Source organism: Microbacterium sp. Bi98, from assembly GCF_918698045.1.
Classification (GTDB): domain Bacteria; phylum Actinomycetota; class Actinomycetes; order Actinomycetales; family Microbacteriaceae; genus Microbacterium.
Map to the genome: position 1 here is coordinate 85,368 of NZ_CAKKLK010000007.1, position 20,519 is coordinate 105,886.

At 68.9% G+C, this 20,519-nt stretch carries 24 protein-coding genes; 15 read left to right on the forward strand and 9 right to left on the reverse strand.

The window, feature by feature from the left end; all coding sequences use genetic code 11:
* The first annotated feature begins 45 nt into the window (after positions 1-45).
* The 3 genes from LQZ85_RS12120 to LQZ85_RS12130 all read left to right on the forward strand — a co-directional run bounded on the left by LQZ85_RS12120 (position 46) and on the right by LQZ85_RS12130 (position 3,295).
* Positions 46-591 (forward strand): helix-turn-helix transcriptional regulator, encoded by a 546-nt coding sequence (locus tag LQZ85_RS12120; RefSeq protein ID WP_082586520.1) that lies wholly within the window; start codon positions 46-48, stop codon positions 589-591.
* Positions 592-912: 321 nt separating this feature from the next.
* Positions 913-1,200: an HU family DNA-binding protein gene (locus LQZ85_RS12125; RefSeq protein WP_042541574.1), complete on the forward strand. Its 288-nt coding sequence runs from the start codon at positions 913-915 to the stop codon at positions 1,198-1,200.
* An 85-nt stretch (positions 1,201-1,285) separates the two neighbouring features.
* Entirely contained in the window at positions 1,286-3,295 is a 2,010-nt protein-coding gene (locus tag LQZ85_RS12130; RefSeq protein WP_082297919.1) for a cytochrome c oxidase assembly protein, read from the forward strand.
* An 18-nt stretch (positions 3,296-3,313) separates the two neighbouring features.
* On the opposite strand, the gene LQZ85_RS12135 is transcribed toward LQZ85_RS12130, so the two are convergent.
* Positions 3,314-4,387, reverse strand: coding sequence for a hypothetical protein (locus tag LQZ85_RS12135; RefSeq protein ID WP_056275381.1), 1,074 nt, complete (start codon positions 4,385-4,387; stop codon positions 3,314-3,316).
* A 159-nt stretch (positions 4,388-4,546) separates the two neighbouring features.
* Here LQZ85_RS12135 and LQZ85_RS12140 point away from each other — a divergent pair, with 159 nt between their 5' ends.
* Positions 4,547-5,941, forward strand: a complete 1,395-nt coding sequence (locus tag LQZ85_RS12140) for an AAA family ATPase (RefSeq protein WP_053098120.1) — start codon at positions 4,547-4,549, stop codon at positions 5,939-5,941.
* A 12-nt stretch (positions 5,942-5,953) separates the two neighbouring features.
* Here the strand turns inward: LQZ85_RS12140 and LQZ85_RS12145 are convergent, their stop codons facing one another.
* Both LQZ85_RS12145 and LQZ85_RS12150 read right to left on the reverse strand, forming a co-directional pair.
* Entirely contained in the window at positions 5,954-6,601 is a 648-nt protein-coding gene (locus LQZ85_RS12145) for a biliverdin-producing heme oxygenase (protein ID WP_053098119.1), read from the reverse strand.
* Between the two features lie 55 nt (positions 6,602-6,656).
* On the reverse strand, positions 6,657-6,980 hold the full coding sequence (locus LQZ85_RS12150; RefSeq protein ID WP_056277548.1) for a DUF2470 domain-containing protein: 324 nt from the start codon (positions 6,978-6,980) through the stop codon (positions 6,657-6,659).
* Between the two features lie 90 nt (positions 6,981-7,070).
* Between LQZ85_RS12150 and LQZ85_RS12155 the strand changes: the two genes are divergently transcribed.
* Positions 7,071-8,354: a serine hydrolase domain-containing protein gene (locus LQZ85_RS12155; protein ID WP_056275374.1), complete on the forward strand. Its 1,284-nt coding sequence runs from the start codon at positions 7,071-7,073 to the stop codon at positions 8,352-8,354.
* A gap of 45 nt (positions 8,355-8,399) precedes the next feature.
* A complete protein-coding gene (locus LQZ85_RS12160; RefSeq protein ID WP_053098117.1) occupies positions 8,400-9,416 on the forward strand; it encodes a magnesium and cobalt transport protein CorA in 1,017 nt (338 codons plus the stop codon).
* 205 nt (positions 9,417-9,621) lie between these two features.
* Here the strand turns inward: LQZ85_RS12160 and LQZ85_RS17885 are convergent, their stop codons facing one another.
* The 3 genes from LQZ85_RS17885 to LQZ85_RS12180 all read right to left on the reverse strand — a co-directional run bounded on the left by LQZ85_RS17885 (position 9,622) and on the right by LQZ85_RS12180 (position 13,192).
* The gene (locus tag LQZ85_RS17885; protein WP_056275371.1) at positions 9,622-11,427 is read right to left on the reverse strand and encodes a sigma-70 family RNA polymerase sigma factor; all 1,806 of its coding nucleotides are present in this window, start codon (positions 11,425-11,427) and stop codon (positions 9,622-9,624) included.
* A 171-nt stretch (positions 11,428-11,598) separates the two neighbouring features.
* Positions 11,599-11,823 (reverse strand): hypothetical protein, encoded by a 225-nt coding sequence (locus LQZ85_RS12175; RefSeq protein ID WP_053098107.1) that lies wholly within the window; start codon positions 11,821-11,823, stop codon positions 11,599-11,601.
* Positions 11,810-13,192: an APC family permease gene (locus LQZ85_RS12180; RefSeq protein ID WP_053098106.1), complete on the reverse strand. Its 1,383-nt coding sequence runs from the start codon at positions 13,190-13,192 to the stop codon at positions 11,810-11,812. Before LQZ85_RS12180 ends, LQZ85_RS12175 begins: the two co-directional genes overlap by 14 nt.
* 211 nt (positions 13,193-13,403) lie before the next feature.
* On the opposite strand from LQZ85_RS12180, the gene LQZ85_RS12185 reads away from it, so the two are divergent.
* The gene (locus tag LQZ85_RS12185; protein ID WP_056275368.1) at positions 13,404-14,048 is read left to right on the forward strand and encodes an aquaporin; all 645 of its coding nucleotides are present in this window, start codon (positions 13,404-13,406) and stop codon (positions 14,046-14,048) included.
* A 121-nt stretch (positions 14,049-14,169) separates the two neighbouring features.
* The gene (locus LQZ85_RS12190; RefSeq protein WP_056275365.1) at positions 14,170-14,841 is read left to right on the forward strand and encodes a GPP34 family phosphoprotein; all 672 of its coding nucleotides are present in this window, start codon (positions 14,170-14,172) and stop codon (positions 14,839-14,841) included.
* Between the two features lie 6 nt (positions 14,842-14,847).
* Here LQZ85_RS12190 and LQZ85_RS12195 read toward each other — a convergent pair whose 3' ends face one another.
* Positions 14,848-15,597: a DeoR/GlpR family DNA-binding transcription regulator gene (locus LQZ85_RS12195; protein ID WP_056275362.1), complete on the reverse strand. Its 750-nt coding sequence runs from the start codon at positions 15,595-15,597 to the stop codon at positions 14,848-14,850.
* Positions 15,598-15,665: 68 nt separating this feature from the next.
* On the opposite strand from LQZ85_RS12195, the gene LQZ85_RS12200 reads away from it, so the two are divergent.
* Both LQZ85_RS12200 and LQZ85_RS12205 read left to right on the forward strand, forming a co-directional pair.
* Positions 15,666-16,037, forward strand: a complete 372-nt coding sequence (locus LQZ85_RS12200) for a DUF4406 domain-containing protein (RefSeq protein WP_200955140.1) — start codon at positions 15,666-15,668, stop codon at positions 16,035-16,037.
* A 52-nt stretch (positions 16,038-16,089) separates the two neighbouring features.
* Positions 16,090-16,455, forward strand: coding sequence for a cupin domain-containing protein (locus tag LQZ85_RS12205; RefSeq protein ID WP_053098103.1), 366 nt, complete (start codon positions 16,090-16,092; stop codon positions 16,453-16,455).
* Between the two features lie 15 nt (positions 16,456-16,470).
* Here LQZ85_RS12205 and LQZ85_RS12210 read toward each other — a convergent pair whose 3' ends face one another.
* Both LQZ85_RS12210 and LQZ85_RS12215 read right to left on the reverse strand, forming a co-directional pair.
* Positions 16,471-17,373: an SDR family NAD(P)-dependent oxidoreductase gene (locus tag LQZ85_RS12210; protein ID WP_056275359.1), complete on the reverse strand. Its 903-nt coding sequence runs from the start codon at positions 17,371-17,373 to the stop codon at positions 16,471-16,473.
* Positions 17,374-17,383: 10 nt separating this feature from the next.
* Positions 17,384-17,959, reverse strand: coding sequence for an isochorismatase family protein (locus tag LQZ85_RS12215; protein ID WP_056275356.1), 576 nt, complete (start codon positions 17,957-17,959; stop codon positions 17,384-17,386).
* Between the two features lie 222 nt (positions 17,960-18,181).
* On the opposite strand from LQZ85_RS12215, the gene LQZ85_RS12220 reads away from it, so the two are divergent.
* From LQZ85_RS12220 to LQZ85_RS12240, 5 genes are read left to right on the forward strand one after another with little or no spacing between them, the layout of a single operon-like run.
* On the forward strand, positions 18,182-18,706 hold the full coding sequence (locus LQZ85_RS12220; RefSeq protein ID WP_053099288.1) for an Asp23/Gls24 family envelope stress response protein: 525 nt from the start codon (positions 18,182-18,184) through the stop codon (positions 18,704-18,706).
* Positions 18,703-18,891 carry a DUF2273 domain-containing protein gene (locus LQZ85_RS12225; RefSeq protein ID WP_053098100.1) on the forward strand — a complete coding sequence of 63 codons (189 nt, stop codon included), beginning with the start codon at positions 18,703-18,705 and terminating at the stop codon, positions 18,889-18,891. The genes LQZ85_RS12220 and LQZ85_RS12225 overlap by 4 nt, the downstream gene beginning before the upstream one ends.
* Positions 18,891-19,286, forward strand: coding sequence for a hypothetical protein (locus tag LQZ85_RS12230; RefSeq protein WP_056275353.1), 396 nt, complete (start codon positions 18,891-18,893; stop codon positions 19,284-19,286). The genes LQZ85_RS12225 and LQZ85_RS12230 overlap by 1 nt, the downstream gene beginning before the upstream one ends.
* Positions 19,283-19,867, forward strand: coding sequence for a DUF6286 domain-containing protein (locus LQZ85_RS12235; RefSeq protein WP_230100928.1), 585 nt, complete (start codon positions 19,283-19,285; stop codon positions 19,865-19,867). The genes LQZ85_RS12230 and LQZ85_RS12235 overlap by 4 nt, the downstream gene beginning before the upstream one ends.
* Complete coding sequence (locus tag LQZ85_RS12240; protein ID WP_056275349.1) at positions 19,864-20,478, forward strand: hypothetical protein; 615 nt, start codon at positions 19,864-19,866, stop codon at positions 20,476-20,478. Before LQZ85_RS12235 ends, LQZ85_RS12240 begins: the two co-directional genes overlap by 4 nt.
* The last annotated feature ends 41 nt before the right edge of the window (positions 20,479-20,519 follow it).

Here is a 20,519-nt window from a genome sequence, read left to right on the forward strand (position 1 = left end):
CGGTGGCGTGGCGGCGGATCGGGGCCGCTGGAGAGCATGGAGGACATGAACACGACACGAATCACGGAACTGCGCCAGGCGCAGGGGTGGACTCAGGAACGACTGGCGACCGAGAGCGGCGTGGGACTCAGGACCGTGCAGCGCCTGGAAGCCGGACAGGATGCGAGCCTGGAGACGCTGTCTCTGGTCGCGGATGCGCTGCAGGTGCCGGTGCGGGACCTCTTCGCCACGATCGACGATGAGGCACTCAGCAGCCGGGTCGATTCGCTGCAGCAGCGCACGGATGACCAGCAGGCCGCGCGTGATCGCATCGCCCACGCCTGGACCTGGCTCTATGTCGGCATCGGCATCGTGTGCACGCTGCTGAGCTTCACGTTCTCGTATGGACTCGTGCTGTTCCTGTCCTACTGGGTGGGCGGGTACGTGATCCTCACTGCGCTGCGTCGGATCGTCCTCGAGCCCCGGCTGGACGCCCGGTACCCGTTGTCGAAGGAGACCCGCACCCGTCGTGCGAAGCGCCGCGCCGCGATGGCCTCCGCCACGGCCGACGACGCATCCCCGACCGCCACGACGACGGCCGAACCGACCTGAGACGCGTCGTCGCCCGGGCTGATCTGCGCGCGCCGAGCGAAGGAGATCTCTCTCACGCAAGGATCGAACGGTGATTCCGCCCCTTCGCGGCAAGAGATCTCCTTCCCACGATGAGGCCGACGGGCGCGCTGAAATCGATGCCCCACGAGTCACATTCGTCACTTCTGCCCCACGACACGCCGCCGAAAAGCCCAAAACCCGCGAAATGACGCGGAAATGTGGGTGGTGGTTGGTACATTCAAGGCGGTCACTCGACCAACGGAGGGCAGCAGCCCTCTGAACCACAACGATGCGACGGGAACCTCGTCGCTGGAGGATGACATGGCTGACAAGTCCATCACCAAGACCGAGCTCGTCGCGAGCATCGCTTCTGCCACCGGCCAGAGCCAGGCCACCGTCTCGGGTGTCCTCGACGCGCTGTTCTCCTCGGTCTCCGACGCTGTTGCCAAGGGCAGCAAGGTCTCGATCCCGGGCTGGATCTCGTTCGAGCAGGTCGCGACCGCAGCTCGCACGGGCCGCAACCCGCAGACCGGCGCCGAGATCAAGATCCCGGCCGGCCACCGCGTCAAGGTGACCGCTGGTTCCAAGCTCAAGGCTGCCGTCAAGTAAGACCGCACCTCTTCGAAGGCCGCTCCCGATCCGTCGGGGGCGGCCTTCGTGCGTCCTCCCCCGATCCGCGGCTTAGGCTGGAGGGGTGAGTGCCCGCGCCGTGCAGACCCCGACCCGCTCCGCGTATCGCGCGGCCGGAATCGGCATCCTGCTCGCGACCGGACTGATCGGCGTGATCTTCGCCCTCGTGATCGGCGGAGGCGCGGCTCCGCTGCTTCTGCAGGATCCGGGTCCCTTCGTGCGCTGGGCCACCCCCATCGTCAAGCTCGTGATGAACATCGCGGCCGCGGCGATGCTGGGCTCGCTCGTGCTGGCGCTGTTCGCCCTGCGCAGCGAGGAGAAGTCATTCGACACGGCGCTCAACACGGCCTCGGCCGGCGCTGCCGTCTTCACGGTCACCGCCGGCATCAGCGGATTCTTCACCTTCATGGCGGCCTTCAACCCGCAGCTGAGCGCCGAGCGCGAGTTCGGTGAGCAGCTCGGACGATTCCTGCTGCAGCTGCCGCTCGGTCAGTCCTGGCTGATCACCACCATCATGGGCTCGGTGATCACCGTGCTCGCGTTCGCGTGGCGCACGTGGACGCCGACGCTCATCACGGCGATCCTCGCCGCGGCATCCTTCCTTCCGCTGGCGACGCAGGGTCACTCCGGGGAGCTCGCCGGTCACAACATCGCGGTGAACTCGATCCTGCTGCACACGATCGGCGCGGCGGTGTGGCTCGGCGGCCTGCTGCTCGTCGTGATCCTGCGCGACCGCTCGGGCGTGGGCACGGCGCAGCTGGTGAGCCGCTATTCGAGTCTCGCGATCGCCGCGTTCGCCGTCGTCGCGATCTCGGGTCTCGCCCGCTCCGTCGTCTCATTCGGCGACATCTCGCAGCTCTGGACGCCGTACGGCACCATCCTGCTCGCGAAGGTCGTGCTCCTCGTCGGTATGGGAATGCTGGGCGCCTGGTATCGCACCCGCCTGATCCCTCGGCTCGAGGACGACGGAGCCGCGCGCTGGTTCTGGATGCTGGTGCTGTGCGAGGTCGCTCTGATGGGTCTGGCCTCGGGAGCTGCCGCCGCGCTCGCGCGCACGCCCCCGCCCACCGGCGAGGAGGCGGCGTTCGTGCAGACCCCCGCCGAGAACCTCACCCGCTCCCCGCTGCCGCCGGAGTTCACGATCGACCGCTGGTTCACGGCGTGGGACATCGACGTGCTCTGGCTGGTGGCCGCCGGGTTCGGCCTCTTCCTCTACCTCGCCGGCGTGCGCCGACTGCGGCTCCGTGGTGACCGCTGGCCGATCCACCGCACCGTGTTCTGGGTGCTGGGAATGCTGATGCTGCTCTGGGTCACGGGCGGCCCGATCAACGCGTATCAGGAGTATCTCTTCAGCGTGCACATGCTGGGGCACATGATGCTGTCGATGGCGATCCCGCTGCTGCTGGTCTCGGGGGCGCCGGTCACGCTGGCCCTTCGAGCGATCCACAAGCGCGACGACGGCACCCGCGGTGGTCGCGAATGGATCATGTGGGCCGTGCACTCGCCGTTCTCGAAGGTCGTCACCCACCCGTTCGTGGCGGCGGGCATCTTCATCCTGTCGCTGTGGGCGTTCTACTTCACCGACCTGGTGCGCTGGTCGATGTTCGAGCACCTCGGCCACGAGTGGATGGTCGCGCATTTCCTCATCTCCGGCTACCTGTTCGTGCTGAGCCTGGTCGGCGCCGACCCGGTGCCCTACCGTCTGCCCTACCCGGGGCGCCTCATCACCCTGATCGCCATCATGGCCATGCACGCCTTCTTCGGCGTCGCGATCATGATGCAGGAGGGGTTGATGGTCGCCGACTGGTTCGGGTCGATGGGGCGCACCTGGGGCCCGACGCCCATCGAGGATCAGTACATCGGCGGCGGCATAGCGTGGTCGATCGGAGAGATCCCGACCCTGATCCTCGCGATCACCGTGGCGATCCAGTGGAGCCGCAGCGACACCAAGCTGCAGAAGCGCCGCGACCGTCATGCAGACCGCACGGGCGAGGCCGAGCTCGAGGAGTACAACCAGAAGCTCGCGGCGCTCGCCGAGCGCGACCTGCGTCAGGCGGAGCGCGACGCGCGGTGACCGTGCTCCCGGCGGGCGTCAGCCCGTGGACTCCTCGTCGGGGGATCCGACCCGGATCGACACCTTGCCGTCGGGGAGGATCGTGATCGATCCGTTCACCTGGAACGGGACGTCTTCCGACCGCTCCTGAACCGAGCCGTCGAAGAGCGAGCGGATCTCGACGTCGACGTGCGCGACGGCATCCGTCGGAGGGATCTTCCAGTGTCCGCCGTCGGGCACGACGCTCACCTGCGGTTGTGCGGCGATCGACCACTTCGGCAGCGAGGCGAGGCGGTTGGAGACCTCGAGGCCGAACGGGCAGGCGGTCGGCTGCAGCACCTCCTGCGTGGTGCAGGCGGTGAGGAACTCCTCGACCCGCTGCTGCACCACCGCGACGAAGTCCGAGGTGGGCTCGGTCTGCACGTCGACGGGCGTGGTGGCGAGCGGGGTGTCTGCGAGGACGCCGATGCCCTCGGACTCCGCGATCGCAGTGTCGACGGTGACCGAGTACAGCCCCGGCGTGAAGACCAGCAGGGGAAGGGGATCGAGGGGTGCGGCCTCCGCCCCGGCGGGTGAGACCTGGCGGCGATCCATCTCGAAGCCGTTGACGGCGAACTGATCGGCACCGCGCACCGTGAGCTCGACCACGGCCAGCGGGCTCGTCGTGAAGCGCCAGTTGGGGGTGACCCCCGCCCAGCCGTCCTGCTCGACGGTGAAGGTGGTGGTGCCGGCGTGCCCGCTCGCCTCGTACGACACGGTCACCTCGGTCTTGCCGGACTCGTCGGCCTGTTCCGACTGCACCTCGACGTCGGTGAGCGGCGCGAGTGCCGAGTGACGCAGCAGCGCCTCCGACGCGGTGGCTCCGATGCCGGCGATCTCGAGGGTCTCCCGATCGATCGCGACGCCGGGCACGCGCAGAGCGTCAGCCGCTCGTCCTTCCGAGAGCAGGTCGAGGTAGCGCACGACGAACGCCGACGGCCCGTAGAACTGCTGGTACAGGGTGGCTCCACCTGCACCGAGAGCGGCGACGAGCACGAGGCCGATGACCGCGAGGAGCGCGAGATCGGCAGCGAGGCGCGAGCGCCGGGGCGCCTTCGTCTCGACCTGCTGCATGGCGTCAGTCTAGAAGCGTGGCCTGGGACGACGCCGTGCGTGAGTCGGTGTGCGTCGGCCGCGATCGCTGTGTTCCTCGGATGCCGGGCGGCGCCGCCACGTAGCATGGGGAGGCACGGTCTCGCCGTGCATTCCCGCCTCCGTCCGTGTGAGAGAACCGTGTCGCTTCCCGCCCTGTCCGAAGAGCAGCAAGAGCTGTTCCGGTTGATCGAGGACACCAGCGAGCACGTCTTCATCACCGGTCGAGCGGGCACCGGCAAGTCGACGCTGCTGCAGTACTTCTCGTGGAACACGAAGAAGCAGATCGCCATCTGCGCGCCGACCGGCGTCGCCGCGCTCAACGTCGAGGGTCAGACGATCCACTCCCTGTTCCGGCTGCCGATCGGACTGATCGGCGACTCGGACATCGATCAGAACGACAACACGCGACGGATCCTCAATGCGATCGAGACGCTCGTGATCGACGAGATCTCGATGGTCAACGCCGACCTGATGGATGCGATCGACCGTTCGCTCCGTCAGGCGCGGGGCAAGCGGGGCATCCCGTTCGGCGGAGTGCAGATCGTGATGTTCGGCGATCCGTATCAGCTGGCTCCCGTGCCGCCGCGCGGCGACGAGCTGCGCTACGTCAAGGACCACTACCGTTCGTTCTGGTTCTTCGATGCCAAGGTCTGGGCGGGTCCGGCCGGCGGTGAGGGTGACGATGACGACGGGGGACTGTTCGCCGTCGACACCCGGGCCGAGCTGCACGTGCGCGAGCTCGTGCAGATCCACCGGCAGTCGGATGACGGTTTCAAGGCGATGCTGAACGCGGTGCGGTACGGGCGGGTCACCGCGGAGATCGCGGGAGTGCTGAACACGCAGGGCGCGCGCACACCACCGGACCCGGAGCCGGGAGAGGTGCCGATGATCACCCTCGCCACCCGCAACGACATCGTGAACACCATCAACAGCCGCCACCTCGCAGCGCTGCCCGGCAAGGAGCAGACGGCGCGTGCCGAGGTCAGCGGCGAGTTCGGGAAGGGCGAGGCGTCGCTGCCGGCCGAGTCGGAGCTCAAGCTCAAGATCGGCGCGCAGGTGATGTTCCTCCGCAACGACACCTCGATGTCGGGCGAGCCGCCGCGGTGGGTGAACGGCACGATCGGCACGGTCGTGCGGATCCTCGGAGAGACCGTGCGCGTCGAGATCGACGGCGAAGAGGTCGATGTCGAGCCCGCGGTCTGGGAGCGGTTCCGATACTCCTACGAGCCGAGCACCAAGAAGCTGAGCCGTGACGTCGTGGCCGAGTTCACCCAGTTCCCGCTGCGCCTCGCGTGGGCGGTCACGATCCACAAGTCGCAGGGCAAGACCTACGACCGCGCGATCATCGACCTCGGCTCAGGCGCCTTCGCTCCAGGGCAGACCTATGTGGCGCTGTCTCGGCTCACGTCCCTCGACGGGCTCTACCTGTCGAGGGCGCTGCGCCCGAGCGACATCCGCGTCGACGAGGATGTGCGCCGCTTCATGCGCGACGCGTGGCTCGCGGCATCCACTCCCGAGGTCGGGAAGGGCTGAGCCCGTTCGTCGTCAGGCGGCGACGCGTGCGCGGTCGAGGTCTTCGAAGAGCTCGGTGTTGAACCGGTAGGCGAGCAGGACCTCGTCGATCACGCGCTCGCGCTCGGCGTCGTCCCAGGGGGCGGAGTCGAGCTGCTCGCGGTAGACGTCCTTGAACGCCGACGGGTCGGCGATGTCGTCGAACAGATAGAAGCCGATGCCGTTGGTCTCGAAGCCGAAGCGGCGTGCCATGACGCGTCCGATGAAGATGCCGCCCGACAGATCGCCGAGGTAGCGCGTGTAGTGATGCGCGACGAAGCCACCGGCCCAGGTCGCCCCGACCTGGCGGATGCGCTCGACGTAGCGCTGCGTGGTCGGCAGCGCGACGATCACATCGCGCCAGTGCGCCCCGAGGAGGAACTCGAGGTCGGCCTCGAGCGCGGGCAGGCGGGTCAGCTTGTCGCTGAGGAAGACGGATGCCACGGGGTCCTGGCGCATGCGCTCGCCCGCGCCCTCGAGGGCTTCGTAGATGAAGTAGTGCTGCGCGACGAGCGCGATGTAGTCCTCGCGCGATCCTTCGCCCTTGAGCAGGTCGGACATGAAGCCGGCACCCTCGCTGCGCGAGTGCGAACCGGAGGAGCGCTCACGGAGGGCTGCGGAGAAGGAGAGGATCTCGGACATGTGCCCAGTGTAAGGGTCGCCTAACCTGAAAGGAAACCCCTCGCTGAGCCGAGCGTCATGCGTGCGGACGCGGCTCGACCCCGAGCTTCTCGCAGGCGAGATCATAGAGCGCGACGACCTCGCGGCGCACGGCGGGGCGCTCCGTGATCGGACCGGAGGGCCAGGGGATGCGAAGCTCTGAGGCCTCGCCGGAGCGGGTGACCTTCCAGACTCCGCCGTCGCCGTCGAGGTCCGTCATCACGGCGTCGGTGATCTCGTCCGACTGAGACCCTCCGGCCGGCGCGAAGGCGCGCGTGATGAGCAGATTGTCATCGGTGTGGTCGCCGTTCATGTGGCGGAGGATCGCGGAGACGACGTCGGCATCGAACGTGTGGGGCATGGTGATCACCCTAAACGGCGTTCGGTGATGCCTTTCTTTCAGGATGGGCGTTCTAGACTCGGGAGACACGTCTTCCGGGGGTCCCCTTTCATGCAGCTTCTCTCGTCGCGCACGTTCCGCGCAGCAGTGGCCGGCGCAGCCGCGCTCGGGCTCTTCCTCACCGGCTGCACGGCCGAACCGGAGTTCAGCTACCAGCCTCCGTCCCAGGTCGACGGCCCTCTGCCTGACGACACGGTCGCCGCCATGGAGGCGGCCATCACCAACGCGCTCGCCGCATCGGGTGCCTCGGGCGCCGTCGTGGGCGTGTGGGCTCCGTGGAGCGGCAGCTGGGTCGCCGGTCTCGGCGCCCAGACCCCCGGCGGCGACGAAGAGATCAGCACCGACATGTCCTTCCGGATCGCGGACATGACGCGTCTCATGACGTGCGACGTGCTCTACGGTCTGGCCGATGACGGCGTGGTCGATCTCGACGACCCCGTGCCCGACCACGTCTCGGGCGTCGCTGACATGAAGGACATCACGCTGCTCGACCTGTGCAACAGCACGAGCGGCGTCGGCTCGTCCGAGGCGACCGCGCAGGCCGCATGGCTCACCACCCCCGAGCGCGTGTGGGCACCCCTCGAGCTTGCGGCGTACGGCCTCGGCGCCCCACGCACCACTCCGAAGACGACCTACACGAACTCGGATGCCGGCTACCTGCTGCTCGGACTCGCACTCGAGCGGGCGTCCGGCCGCACGGCGTCCGAGCTGATCGCCGAGTACGTGACCCAGCCGCTCGGTCTCTCGGCGACGTCGCTGCCTTCGCCGGCCCCGGCCCCGCCCTCTGACGGACCGGTCATGAACGGGCACTACCTGACGCCCGTCGAAGGCGGGTACGACTGTGCTGCCCCGGTCGACATCACCACGCTCTCGTCGAGCACCGGCTACACCGACTCCGGCGTCGTGTCGACGATCGAGGATCTCGGTCGGTACGCCCAGGCCGAAGCCGCGCAGAAGCTGCGCACGAAGGACGAGCCGAACCGCTTCGGAGCTCCCCTGCCGCAGGGCCCCCAGGCTCCCTCCTGGCTCCAGGCCACGGGCGGCGCTCTGCTCGTCGGCTCGATGGTCGGACAGGCGGGCTGGACTCCCGGGTATCAGACGTCGGCGTTCTCCGACCCCGAGACGGGCTTCACGGTCGCGGTGTCGCTGAACAACTCGACGACCGGCGCGACGACCGCGATGTACCTGGCGTGGGAGCTCGCGGCGATCGCCTCCAAGGTGCCTGCAGCCGCGGGTGAGACCGCTCCCGAGTTCGGGCTTCCGTTCACGGCCGAGCAGTATCACCAGGCCATCACGGACTCGGCGGTCGCCTGCGTCGCACCGCCGGCCGCCTAGGGCCCGGCGCACGACCGCCGCGGCATACCGACGAAGGGAACGCCGATGGCGATCATCGACAACGCGATCTACGTCGACGGGGTCCGCACCGAGAATCCGCGGAGCCTCAGTGAGACGTTCGAGGTGCTGCGCGAGCGCGGCGGCATGAGCTGGATAGGTCTGTACCGGCCGAGCGAAGCCGAGATCCGCGAGGTCGCCGACGAGTTCGGCATCCACGCTCTCGTCGTCGAGGATGCGCTCTCGGGTCACCAGCGGTCGAAGCTCGAGCGGTACGGAGACGTGCTGTTCATGGTGCTGCGATCCGCCCGGTATCTGGATGCCGCGGAGGAGGTCGAGTTCGGCGAGATCCATGTGCTCGTGGGGCCCGACTTCGTGGTGACGATCCGCCACGCGGAGTCTCCCGACCTGGGGCGGGTGCGACGCCGACTCGAAGACGACCCCGGTCTGCTGAAGCTCGGTCCGGAGGCGGTGCTCTATGCGATCCTCGACGAGGTCGTCGACGAGTACGCACCCGTGCTGTCGGGACTCGAGAACGACATCGACGAGATCGAGAGCCAGCTCTTCGAGGACGAGGTCGACGCGACGCAGCGCATCTACGAACTCGGTCGTGAGGTGATCGACTTCCAGCGCGCGGTGCAGCCTCTCGCGGGCATGCTGGACTCGCTGCTGCGAGGTTCGACGAAGTACGAGGTCGACGAGGAACTGCAGCGGTACCTGCGCGACGTGCTCGACCACACCCTGCGTGTGTCGGAGCGCGCGAACACCTTCCGCACGGTGCTCGACAACGCGCTGACCGTCGAGTCCACGATCGTGGCGCGGCGGCAGAACGAGGAGATGCGGCGGATGACCGAGTTGAGCATCCGCCAGAACGACGAGGTCAAGAAGATCTCGGGCTGGGCGGCGATCCTGTTCGCCCCGACGCTCGTCGGCACGGTGTACGGCATGAACTTCGACCACATGCCCGAGCTGCATTGGACGCTCGGATACCCCATGGCGGTCGCTCTGATGCTGGCGATGGGCGTCGGGCTCTACTGGGCGTTCAAGCGCAAGGGCTGGCTGTAGGCCCCCACACGGGTGCGGAAGGGAATGCGGGTGGGACTGGGGAGCAGCCCCACCCGCTAGTGCCGCGTCCGTAGGGGAACGCGAGCTCTCGGACACGAAGTCGACTCAGGTCCCCAGGGCCGGCTTCTCGTCCCACTATCAAGACGCTGACGACGCCCGTTCCTGACGCCGCAACCAATATTCCGGTCGGATCCGTGCCCGGACGTCACTTGCCGCCCGGGGTGACGACGACCGCGTAGTCGGCTCCAGGACCGGTGACGCCCGACTCCGCATCGACGTATCGCAGGGTGAGCAGGTGGAATCCGAGGTGGATGTCGGGGATGTAGTCGTCGGAGGTCACCTCGTCGATGGCGATGAGGTGGGGCACCACGACGCCGTCGACGGCGACCTGCACCCAGCCGCCCGGGATGCCCTCGAGAGTGACGAGCGCGTCGTCCTGCTCGCCGTCGGCGTCAGCATCCCCCCGCTCGAGGTGGGGGCGGGGCTGATCGCCAGAGATGACCGGCACGGGGAATGCGAGGGGTCCGACCGGCTCGCTGAGGCCCACGTCGCCGGAGGGTGAGGTGTGCTGGGCCGTGAGCGTCATGCCCTGCCTCAGTTCGCCTCCCGCGACGGAGAGCGTGAACTCACCGTCGCCGTCGACCGTCGCCTGGGCGAGGACGGAGCCGAGCTCGTCGATGACGGCGACCGTGCTGCCGGGGATGCCGGTGCCGCTCACCGAGACAGCGAGGGGACTGCTGGTGTCCCACCCGTCCGGACCGATCGCGAACACGGGCGGGGTCTCGACCGGCGGGACCTCGACCGGCGGGGTCGCTACGGGGGGTCTGGTCGCCGGAGGGCCCGCCGCCGGCGGTGCGGCCACCGGGGCGCTCGGCGGCTCCGGAACGGCGCGCACAGGTGTGTCCTGCCGAGTCGTCTCGACGACCGGCTGCACTGGCGGCTCCACCGGAGCAGGAATGAGCGGTGCGACAGGTGGGGGCGTCGGTGACGTGTCGTCGTCCGTCGCGGGTGTGGCACCGGGAGTCGGGGCGATTGGTCGGGCGGCGGGCCCGGACGCCTCACCACGGTCGCCGTCTGCCGCGGGTTGCGACCAGGGGCCGACCATCGCCACGGCGACCGTCGCCGCAAGGGCGACCGCGCTTCCCGCGGCGATCCCGATGGTGAGCACGCGGCGGGTCCGCAGGGCGGCGGACGGTCCGATGACGGAGGCGCTCGCTGCCGCGCCGGGCTCGAGAGCGGCGTAGGCGGCGGCGCCGGCACTGCCGAGTGCGAGGGGCAGCAGCACGGCTCGCAGCTTCGACGAGGCCGTGTCGATGTCTCGCGCGATGATCGTGCAGCCGGCGCACCCTTCGAGATGGGATTCGAGGCGGGGGCGCTCGTGCCGACTCACCGGGCGGCGAGAGCGGCGCACGAGCCGCCCGCACGCCCAGCGACACTCCTCGGGACGGGAAGGGTCGGCGATGAGCGCATCCAGCCAGGCATGGCGGAATCCGTCGCGAGCGCGGAGAGCCAGCGCCGACACGGCATTCGGAGTCAGTCCCATCAGCGGAGCGATCTCGCGCGGCTTCATGCCCTCGACCTCGAGGTACCAGAGCAGGGTGCGGTGGTTCTCGGGCAGATTCTTGAACGCCGCCGCGAGCATCGTCTTGTCCGACAGCTGCTCGATCGCGTCGGGGGCCTCATCGGGGATCTCCTCGATGAACTCGATCGGGATGTCCTTCTGCTTGCCGCCCCACGTCGCGGCGGCGTTGCGGATGGCGGCGTAGAGATACGCCCGGAAGCCATCGGTCGGTCCGCCGCCGTTCTGCATCGCGCTGAACGTCTTCGTGAAGGCCTCGCTGACGAGGTCGTCAGGGTCGATGGAACGCGTCACTGCCCGGGCCGCGCGGAGCCCCGCCTCGGAATGGCGCTGCCACAGCACGGCGAACGCTCGGGCGTCTCCGCTGCGCGTCGCGTCGGCGAGCTCGGCATCCGACCGCGTGTCGGTGCTCGGATCTGTGGTGATGCTCATGGCGTCCCCCCGATCGTGGTGACGGGGTCCGGGTCACCGACTCCGAGACCGCGGAGGCGGTCTCGGAGTCAGCATACGCTCAGAGCTTGCTTTCGAGGGGTGAGTCGTGATATATCGGAACGCTGAAGTATCGCGGGGGCGATCCCGCGCGCGTTCTCGCCGCCGCTCCGGCTACTGCTCGGGCTCGTCGTCGACCTCGACCCCGGGTCCGGGTCCCGGCCGCACGGCGGCATCGGGGAGGATGTCGATGCGGGTGTTCCCGTCGTGCTCCGAGACCTCGATGCGCGGGGCGGCATCGGCCTCGGTGGCATCAGGGGCCGCGGTCAGCTGGTCGTGGCGCTTCTCCTCGCTCGTCATGGCGTCGTCGGCGTCGGGGGTGAGGTCAGGCGTGCTCATCGTTCTCCTTCGTGGTGGTGGATGACGGGGCTCCGTCGTGGTCGCGGCGGTCGGAGCGGTTGCGGCCCCAGCGGGCGAGCAGGTACAGCACGGCGCCGACCGCCAGCAGGATCGCGCCGAACAGCCAGACGACCCCTCGCTGCTGGGTGAGCAGCAGGATGCACGAGGCGATGCCCAGCACCGGGATGACCGTCCAGATGCGGAAGTGATCGTGCTCGACGCGGTCACGTCGCAGCACCAGCACCGAGACGTTGACGCTGAGGAAGACGAAGAGCAGCAGCAGCACGACGGTCTCGGCGAGCGTCGCCAGATCGCCGACGAGCGTGAGTCCCATCGCGACGAGGGTCGTGGTGAGGATCGCCACCCACGGGGTCTTTCGATTCGGCAGCACGCGGCCGAGCACGGCGGGCAGCAGGTTCTGCTCGGCCATCCCGTAGGTCAGGCGGCTCACCATGATCATCGTGAGCAGTGCACCGTTCGCCACCGCGATCAGGGCGATCAGGCTGAACAGCCAGGAGGGGATGCTGGCACCCGCGGCCTCGACGACCGACAGCAGCGGTCCGCTCGACTCCTGCAGCTCGGACGCCGGCAGTGCGATGGAACTCGCGACCCCCACGAGCACGTACACCGCACCGGCGGTGAAGAGCGCGCCGAAGAGGGCTCGGGGATAGGTGCGCCGCGGATTCTTGACCTCTTCGATCATGTTCGCCGAGGTCTCGAAGCCGACGAAGGAGTAGTAGGCGATCACCGCTCCCGACAGGACCGCCAGGGCGACGGGCGTCCCCTCGGGCGTCTGAGTCAGCCGTGAGGCGTCGCCGCCGCCGCCGACCACGAACATCCCGACCACGACGATCACGATCACGAGACCGCTCAGCTCGATCGCCGTCATCACCAGATTCGCGCCGAGCGACTCACGGATGCCGCGGGCGTTGAGTGCTCCGACGATCGCGAGGAAGACGATCGCGACGGGAATGGTCGGCAGGTCGAAGAACGTGCCGAGGTAGTCGCCGGCGAACGCGATCGCCAGGCCCGCGGCGCTCGTCACGCCGGCCGCGAGCATGCTGAACCCGACCAGGAACGAGACGACGGGGCTGTGGAAGGCGCGCTCCGCGAAGACGGATGCCCCGCCGGCGCGCGGGTACTTGGTGACCAGCTCGGCGTACGACCCCGCGGTCAGCAGCGCGAGCAGGAGAGCGAGAAGCAGCGGTGCCCACAGCATCCCGCCGACCTTCTCGGACAGCACACCCATCAGGGCGTAGATGCCGGCGCCGAGCACGTCGCCCAGGATGAAGGCGAACAGCAGGGGGCCGGTGATGGCGCGACGCAGGCGAGTGGGCTCCTCCGGCGTCGTGGCGGTGTCGGAAGTCATCCCGGAACAGTACGGACAAGCGTGCCGATGTGGCGACGGGGTTGACATGCCGTCGCATCGCATTCAGGTATTTCACAGGCGCCAGCGCGGCGTACGCCCGGACTCCGACTGCCGTCGCTAGATTCGGGGGCGTTATCGGAGGGTGCGTCGGCTGGAGTGCGCAGGCGGACGGGGGTCGCCTTCCCTCACCTCTCAGAAAAGAGCACTTCTCATGTCAGGTACTCCCCGAAAGGCGCTCGCCGAAGCGATCGCCACGTTCCTCTTCGTCCTCACGATCATCGCGGCGGTCAACAGCGAGAGCCCGCTGACTCCGCTCGCGATCGGCTTCACACTCGCCGTGCTCGTCTTCTCGACCGGCCACATCTCGGGCGCTCACCTCAACCCGGCGGTCTCCGTCGGCGTCTTCCTCCGTGGCGGCCTCAGCGTCGTCGACTTCATCGCCTACCTCGTGGCGCAGTTCGTCGGTGGCGCGCTCGCCGCGCTGGTCAGCTTCGCCGTGTGGCCCGCCGGTGGCGAGGCTCTGGTCGTCGAGGTGGGACCCGCCTTCTTCGTCGAGGCGCTGTTCACGCTGATCCTCGTCTGGGTCGTGCTCAACACCGCGACCTCGAAGGACACCGAGGGCAACTCGTTCTACGGCCTCGCGATCGGGGCGACGGTGTTCGTCGGCGCAGCGACCGTCGGTTCGATCTCGGGCGGCGGCTTCAACCCGGCGGTGGCACTCGGCCTCTCGGTCGGCGGGTACTTCGACTGGGCCTCGCTGTGGCTCTACATCGTCGCCCCCGTGGTCGGCGCGGTCATCGCGGCTCTGCTCTTCCGCGTGCTCAACGCGGACGATGCCAAGAAGATCGGCGCGTAACCACTCTTCATCGAACGCCGCGTCCTCTCCGGAGGGCGCGGCGTTCGTGCGTGTGGGGGGTGTTCCGGAATCATCCGTCCGGGGGATGCCGTCGTGAGGTGGCCCGTCATAGCGTGGATGCATGCTGATCGTCGAGGAACTCCACATGCTGCTTCTCCGGCCTGATGGCCGCGTCGAGAGCGCGGTGAGCGTGAACCGCCTGTACGGCGAGATCGCGGCCGTGATCGTCGACCTCGCCCTGCACGGACGCATCGCGGTGTCGGACGAGAAGAACCCTGTCGTCGAGATCGTGTCGACCGACCCGACGGGCAACCCGATCCTCGATACGACACTGCAGCGCCTCGTGCCGTTGCGCGGCAAGCGGCTGCAGTCGCTCGTGGTGCGCCCCAAGCTCGATCCGCTCGAGATCGTGGTCGAGTCGCTCATCGTGCAGGGCGTGCTCGTCAGAGGGGAGCGCGGATTCTTCGGCTGGGGGTCGGCACGCACTCCCGAATCCGATTCGACGCCCGAGCAGGCGCTGAGGGCGCGGCTCGCCGCGGTGCTCGCCGGAACGGGTGCTCCGACGCAGGCCGACCTGGCGCTGCTTGCGATCCTGCAGAATCTCAACGCGGCGCACGCGATCCTGCGCGAGGAGTGCGGCGGGCTGTCCTCGCGCGACCTCAAGAAGCGGATCGAGCAGCTCACGGCAGGATCGCGGGCAGGGGATGCCGTCGCCAAGGCGGTCAACGATGCGATCACGGCCGCGATGGTGGCGATCATGACGCCGACGATCGTGGCGGCGACCATCACCTGACACCGGTCAGCGCAGCACCGGCATGCCCTCTGCGAGATCGCCGATGACCGGGTTCGCGTCCTGAGGGTCGACCACGAGACCGGTGATGGCGTCGACGTTCAGAACCGGGAAGCGCGAGATGGCGCCGATCTTCTCCTCGCTGCCCAGGACGTAGGTCTGCGCACAGCGCGCGGCGATCGCGCGTTTGGTGGCGGCGTCGTCGAGGTTGCCGGTGGTCAGGCCGTGGACGGGATCGACGCCCGTCACGCCCAGGAAGAACAGGTCTGCGGCGAGATGCTGCACGGCCTCCATGGCGAGGGGGCCGCTCGCGACCATCGAGAAGCGGGCGAGTTCGCCGCCGATGATCACGACGCGGGCGTCGGAGTGCTCGGCGACGGCGAGGGCGATCGCCGGGCTGGGGGTGATGACGGTCAGGTCGGCGCCGTACGGCAGCATGCGGGCCATCGCGAGCGTCGTGGTTCCGGCATCCAGCACGATCGTCGAGCCCGGCAGGATCAGCTCGACGGCGCGGCGGGCGACCCGCTCCTTGCTCTCGGTGGCCAGCGACGAGCGCTCGTCGACGGGCCGATCGGCCGGCGGAACCGGCAGAGCGCCGCCATAGACGCGGACGAGTTCGCCCGTGTCGGCGAGCTCGCGCAGATCGCGACGGATCGAGTCCTCGGAGACGCCGAGATCGGTGGCGACGTCCTTCGCCACCACGCGACCGTCTCTGCGCAGGATCTCGCGCAGATGATCCTTTCGCTGCGCACTCAGCATCCGAAGCTCCCATCCCGTTCATTCACGAAGTTGCACGTTCCTGCACGGTTAACGTTACAGTCTTCTCCATGAACACACCACTGCTGATTCTCATCGCCGGCCCCTACCGCTCCGGCACGGGCGGCGACCCCGCCTTGATCGCCCGCAACCTCGAGGCCCTCGAAGAGGTCGCGGCCCCCATCCACCGTCTCGGCCACGTGCCGATGATCGGCGAATGGGTCGCCCTGCCGATCCTCCGAGGCATGGACGAGACGGATGCCGCCGAGGGCGACGTCATGTACGAGACGGCCCACCGACTGCTGCAGCACTGCGACGCGGTGCTGCGCCTGCCGGGAGACTCCGCCGGCGCCGACAAGGACGTCGAGATCGCGCTCGAGCGCGGGCTGCCCGTGTATCGATCGATCGACGAGATCCCGTCGAGGGATGCCGAAGCCGCCTGAGCGCTGCTCATCGGGAGGGGGCCGTGGCCGGCCGGTGGCTAGGCTCGTGAGCATGACAGACGATGTGCGCAACGTCCACGACGCCCTCTCGGCGATCACCGAGCACTGGCAGCCGCACCGGCTCACCAGCGTCAACGACTACGACGTCAAGGTCGTCAAGCTCCAGGGCGAATTCGTCTGGCACACCCACCCCGACACCGATGAGCTGTTCATGGTGGTGAGCGGCCAGCTCACCATCCAGCTCCGCGACCGCGACGTGATTCTGCACCCGAACGACGTCTTCGTCGTGCCGCGCGGGGTCGAGCACTGCCCGAAGGCGACGGACGAGGTGCACGCGATCCTGTTCGAGCCGAAGGGAACGGTCAACACCGGGGACGCCGGAGGCGACATGACCGCGACACTCCAGGAGCTCGCCTGATCCGCCGTCAGATCGTCAGATCGTGAAGCGCACGCCCGAGAGGTGCTCGGCGACCGACCACAGTTCCGCGCCGACGTCGACGGACCGCACCTGGGCGCTCGCGGCGACCCGCTTCGGCGCCCCGCGGAACTCGAGCAGCCCGCCCGGACCCCAATAATCGCCGCCGGTGGCATCGGCCGCGACGGCAGCATGCAGGATCGGCGCGGCCCCGGCATCCTTGCCCTGCACGAGCGGGCGGCTGACCGACGCGAGGGCGCGCGTCAGAGGTGAGACCGCGGCGAGTCCGTCGCGGTGCGGAGTCAGCGGATCGACGGCGTAACCGGGGTGAGCACACAGCGCAGACCGCGCCGTGCCCCGCCACCGGCGGTTCAGCTCGAAGGCGAGGGCCATCAGGGCGGCCTTCGAGCGGCCGTACTGACGCAGCGACGCACCCGTCCACGGCTGAGAGAGTGTGCCGGGGTCGATCTCGGCGAAGCGATGCGCCAGCGATCCGACGGCCACGACCCGAGCGTCGTCGGCGAGCAGACGGTCGAGCTGGGCGACCAGGGCGAAGTGTCCGATCGCGTTGGTGCCGACCATGAGGTCCAGTCCGTCCGCGGTGCGGGCGCTGCGATCCGCCGCCTTGACCCCGGCATTGCAGATCACCGCATCGAGCCGCTCGTCGAGCGATGCCGTCGCCGAGGCGACGCTCGCCAACGACCCGAGATCGACCGGCACGATGTCGAGGTCGGCACCCGGAACCTGCGCGCGGATCGACGACACGGCCACCTGTGCGCGCTCTGCCGACCGGCATCCGAGCAGCACCCTGGCACCCTGCGTGGCCAGGATCTCCGCGCACCAGTATCCGATGCCCGCGTTCGCCCCGGTGACGAGGATCGTGTGGCCGGTGAGGTCGGGGAGCGCGAGCGGCGAGGGCATGTCCTCCAACCTAGGCGGAGACACCCACCCGGTCGGCCGTGCGGACGATCGTCGCGAATCCGCGCGCCGCCAGGATGCTCTCGGTCCGCTGCATGATCTCGTCACCCGAGACGGCCGCGAGCCCGTCCGTCGCCTCGATCGCCGAGGTCGTCGTCGCATCCGTCACGAACTCCACCGTGAAGCCGAGGTCGGCCGCCATCCGGGCCGTCGTCTCGCAGCACTGCTCGGTGCGGATGCCGCAGACGACCACTCGGCCGACGCCGCGGCGCCGGAGCTGATCTTCGAGATCGGTCGATGTGAACGCGTTGACGGTGGTCTTCGTCACGGCGGTCTCGTCGCTCTGCGGGTCGAGGTCGGAGACCACCCGGACGAAGCCGTTGGCCGGATCGAAGACTCCTCCGCTGCCCGGCTCGGAGTGCGTGACCCACACGACGGCGTCTCCCGACCGACGCGCGTACGCGACGAGCTGGGAGACGTTGTCGATGACGCCCGGGTTGGCGGTGGCCGCCCACTCGTCGGGTCGCTGGCGGAAGGATTCCTGCGCGTCGATCACGAGCAGGGCGGTGGCGGGGGAGTCGTGGCTCATCCGATCATCCTCGCGGTCCCGGCCCGCGACGGCCAGTGCCTGCACGGCCAGCGACCGCGTGTTCTCTGCCGTCGATCGCCGCTCGGGCGCTGTCTCGCAGATTCTCCCGACGAATCTGTGACGAATCCCGCTCGGCGCTCGTCCTATCTGTGAGCGACCCACACACGCTCCCGGCGAAGCCACCACGGCCCGGCCGGCACATCGTGAGACGAAGGAATGGTCATGGCAACTCAGGATCAGAACACCCCCACCAGCCCCGCCGACAAGGAGCTCGCTCAGACGTCGACCGCGCCGAAGCCGGCTGCCTCGGGTTCGCGCGTCGACCGCACGTCGGCCTTCTCGACGTCGCGCGTCCCCGCCGACTCGGATGCCGCGGGCAAGACGGTCATCGCCGACGGCGTCGTCGCCAAGGTCGCCGGCATCGCCGCCCGTGAGGTCGCCGGTGTCTACGCGCTCGGTGGTGGCGGAGCACGTGCCTTCGGCGCCATCCGTGACGCCGTCAACGCCACCGACCTGACGCAGGGCGTCAAGGTCGAGGTCGGCGAGACGCAGGCCGCCGCAGACCTGACCATCGTCGTCGAGTACCCCGCCCCGATCCAGGAGGTCGCGAGCAACGTGCGCGCCGCCGTCGCCGGTGCGATCAGCCGCCTGGTCGGTCTCGAGGTCGTCGAGGTCAACGTCGAGGTCAACGACGTGCACGTCCCCGGTGACGACAACCAGGAGAACGAGGAGTCGCGAGTCTCATGACCCCCACCACCACAGGCGCCCTGATCGGCGCACTCCTGGCCCTGGCCGCTCTGCTGTTCGGGTTCTGGGGATTCCTCCTCATGGCCCTGTTCGCCGGCGTCGGAGCCGTCATCGGCCGGATCGCCTCCGGCAAGCTCGACGTCCGCGGTCTCGCCGACGCCTTCACAGGGCGGCGCACCTCCTGATGCGCGTCGACCAGCACCTCGTCGCCGGTGGCGGCCCCGCGCGGGCCGCCACCGCAGAGGCCACCGTCCCTGGGCGCATCGACGTGAAGGAACGCGTCTACCGCACGGTCACCGAGAAGGCGTCCGCAACCCTGATCGGTGTGCCGCGCGGTGACGTGAAGGTCGACGTCGCCGAGCACCCGGGCGGGATCGCCGTGCGCATAGCGACCCCGCTTCCCGTCCCCGATCTCGACGACACCGTCGCGATCTCCCAGAGCGTCCCCGTCCTCGACCGAGCTCGTCAGCTGCAGGAGCAGCTGCAGGAGAGTCTCAGCGGTCTTCTCGGACGTGACGTGACCCGCATCACCCTCACCATCACCGGTGCCACCATCCCAGAGAGGAGACGAGTGCGATGAGCACCCCGGTTCTTCGTCGCGTCGTCCGACGCGAGACGCATTCGCCGCGCACCGTCGCGATGTTCGTCGCGGTCATCCTCCTCATGCTCGCCCTCGCCTACATCGGGCTCGAGATCGTGCTGAGCCTCGCGGCGCAGCCCGCTCTCCTGCTGGGTCCCGCCGCGGCGGGCGGATGGCTGGTCGGCCTGCCCACCGCACAGCCGGCCGGACTCGTGATCGCGGGCAGCGTCGTGCTCGCCCTGATCGGCGTCGTGCTCGTCGTGCTGGCTGTCACTCCGGGTCGCCTGTCACGGCACACCCTCGAGGCGGGCGACAGGGTGGTCGTCGTCGACAACGGCGTGATCGCCAGCGCGCTCGCCCAGCACCTCTCGGAGGAGACGGGCCTGGCTCGCGAGAGCATCACCGTCGGAGTCGGCCACCGCAGTGTCGACGTCACCGTGCGCCCCGGCGCGGGCATCCCCCTCGACAAGGGCGCCGTGCAGTCGGCCACGGAGGCAGAGCTGCAGACTTACCGGCTGACCCGCAGCGTCCGCACCCGCGTGCGCATCGAGCGCCCCCACGAGAAGGAAGACGAGCTGTGAACAACACCAATCGTGCGCTGAACCGCACCCTGCTGCTCATCATCGGCCTGCTCTTCCTCGGACTGGGCGCTCTCGGCATCGCCATCATGAGCTGGCCGACCGCCACCGACATCTGGACGTCGGCCGGCACGGACGCCCGCTCATGGCTCGACCAGGCGATCGCCGCCACGGCCATCGCCGGCGGCAGCCTCTCGTGGATCGGCATCGGCGCAGTGGCCGCGATCGTCATCGTGATCGTGCTGCTCATCGTCGCCCTCACCAGCATCTCGGGCCGCCGGTCGAAGACCGCCTTCCGCTCGAGCGGAGCACAGAACCCGCTCGGACGTGTCACGGTCACCGAGTCGTTCGTGTCGGATGCCGTCAAGAACTCCCTCGCCGGGAGAGCGGAGATCCTGTCGTCGCAGGTCACCGCGAACGACATCCGTCGAGAGCCGGTGCTGCATGTGGCCGTCACGCCCCGGCAGAACACCGATCCGCGTGAGCTGGTCGACCACATCGACAAGCTGCTCACCAACCTCGCCACCCTGACCGGCCGCGAGAGCGCGACCTTCGTCTCGATCCACACCGGCCTCCGGGCGCGGCTCGCGCACGACCAGCGACGTCTGTCGTGAACCTCGGACCTCGCCCCCACCACCCCAGGAAGCAGGACAGC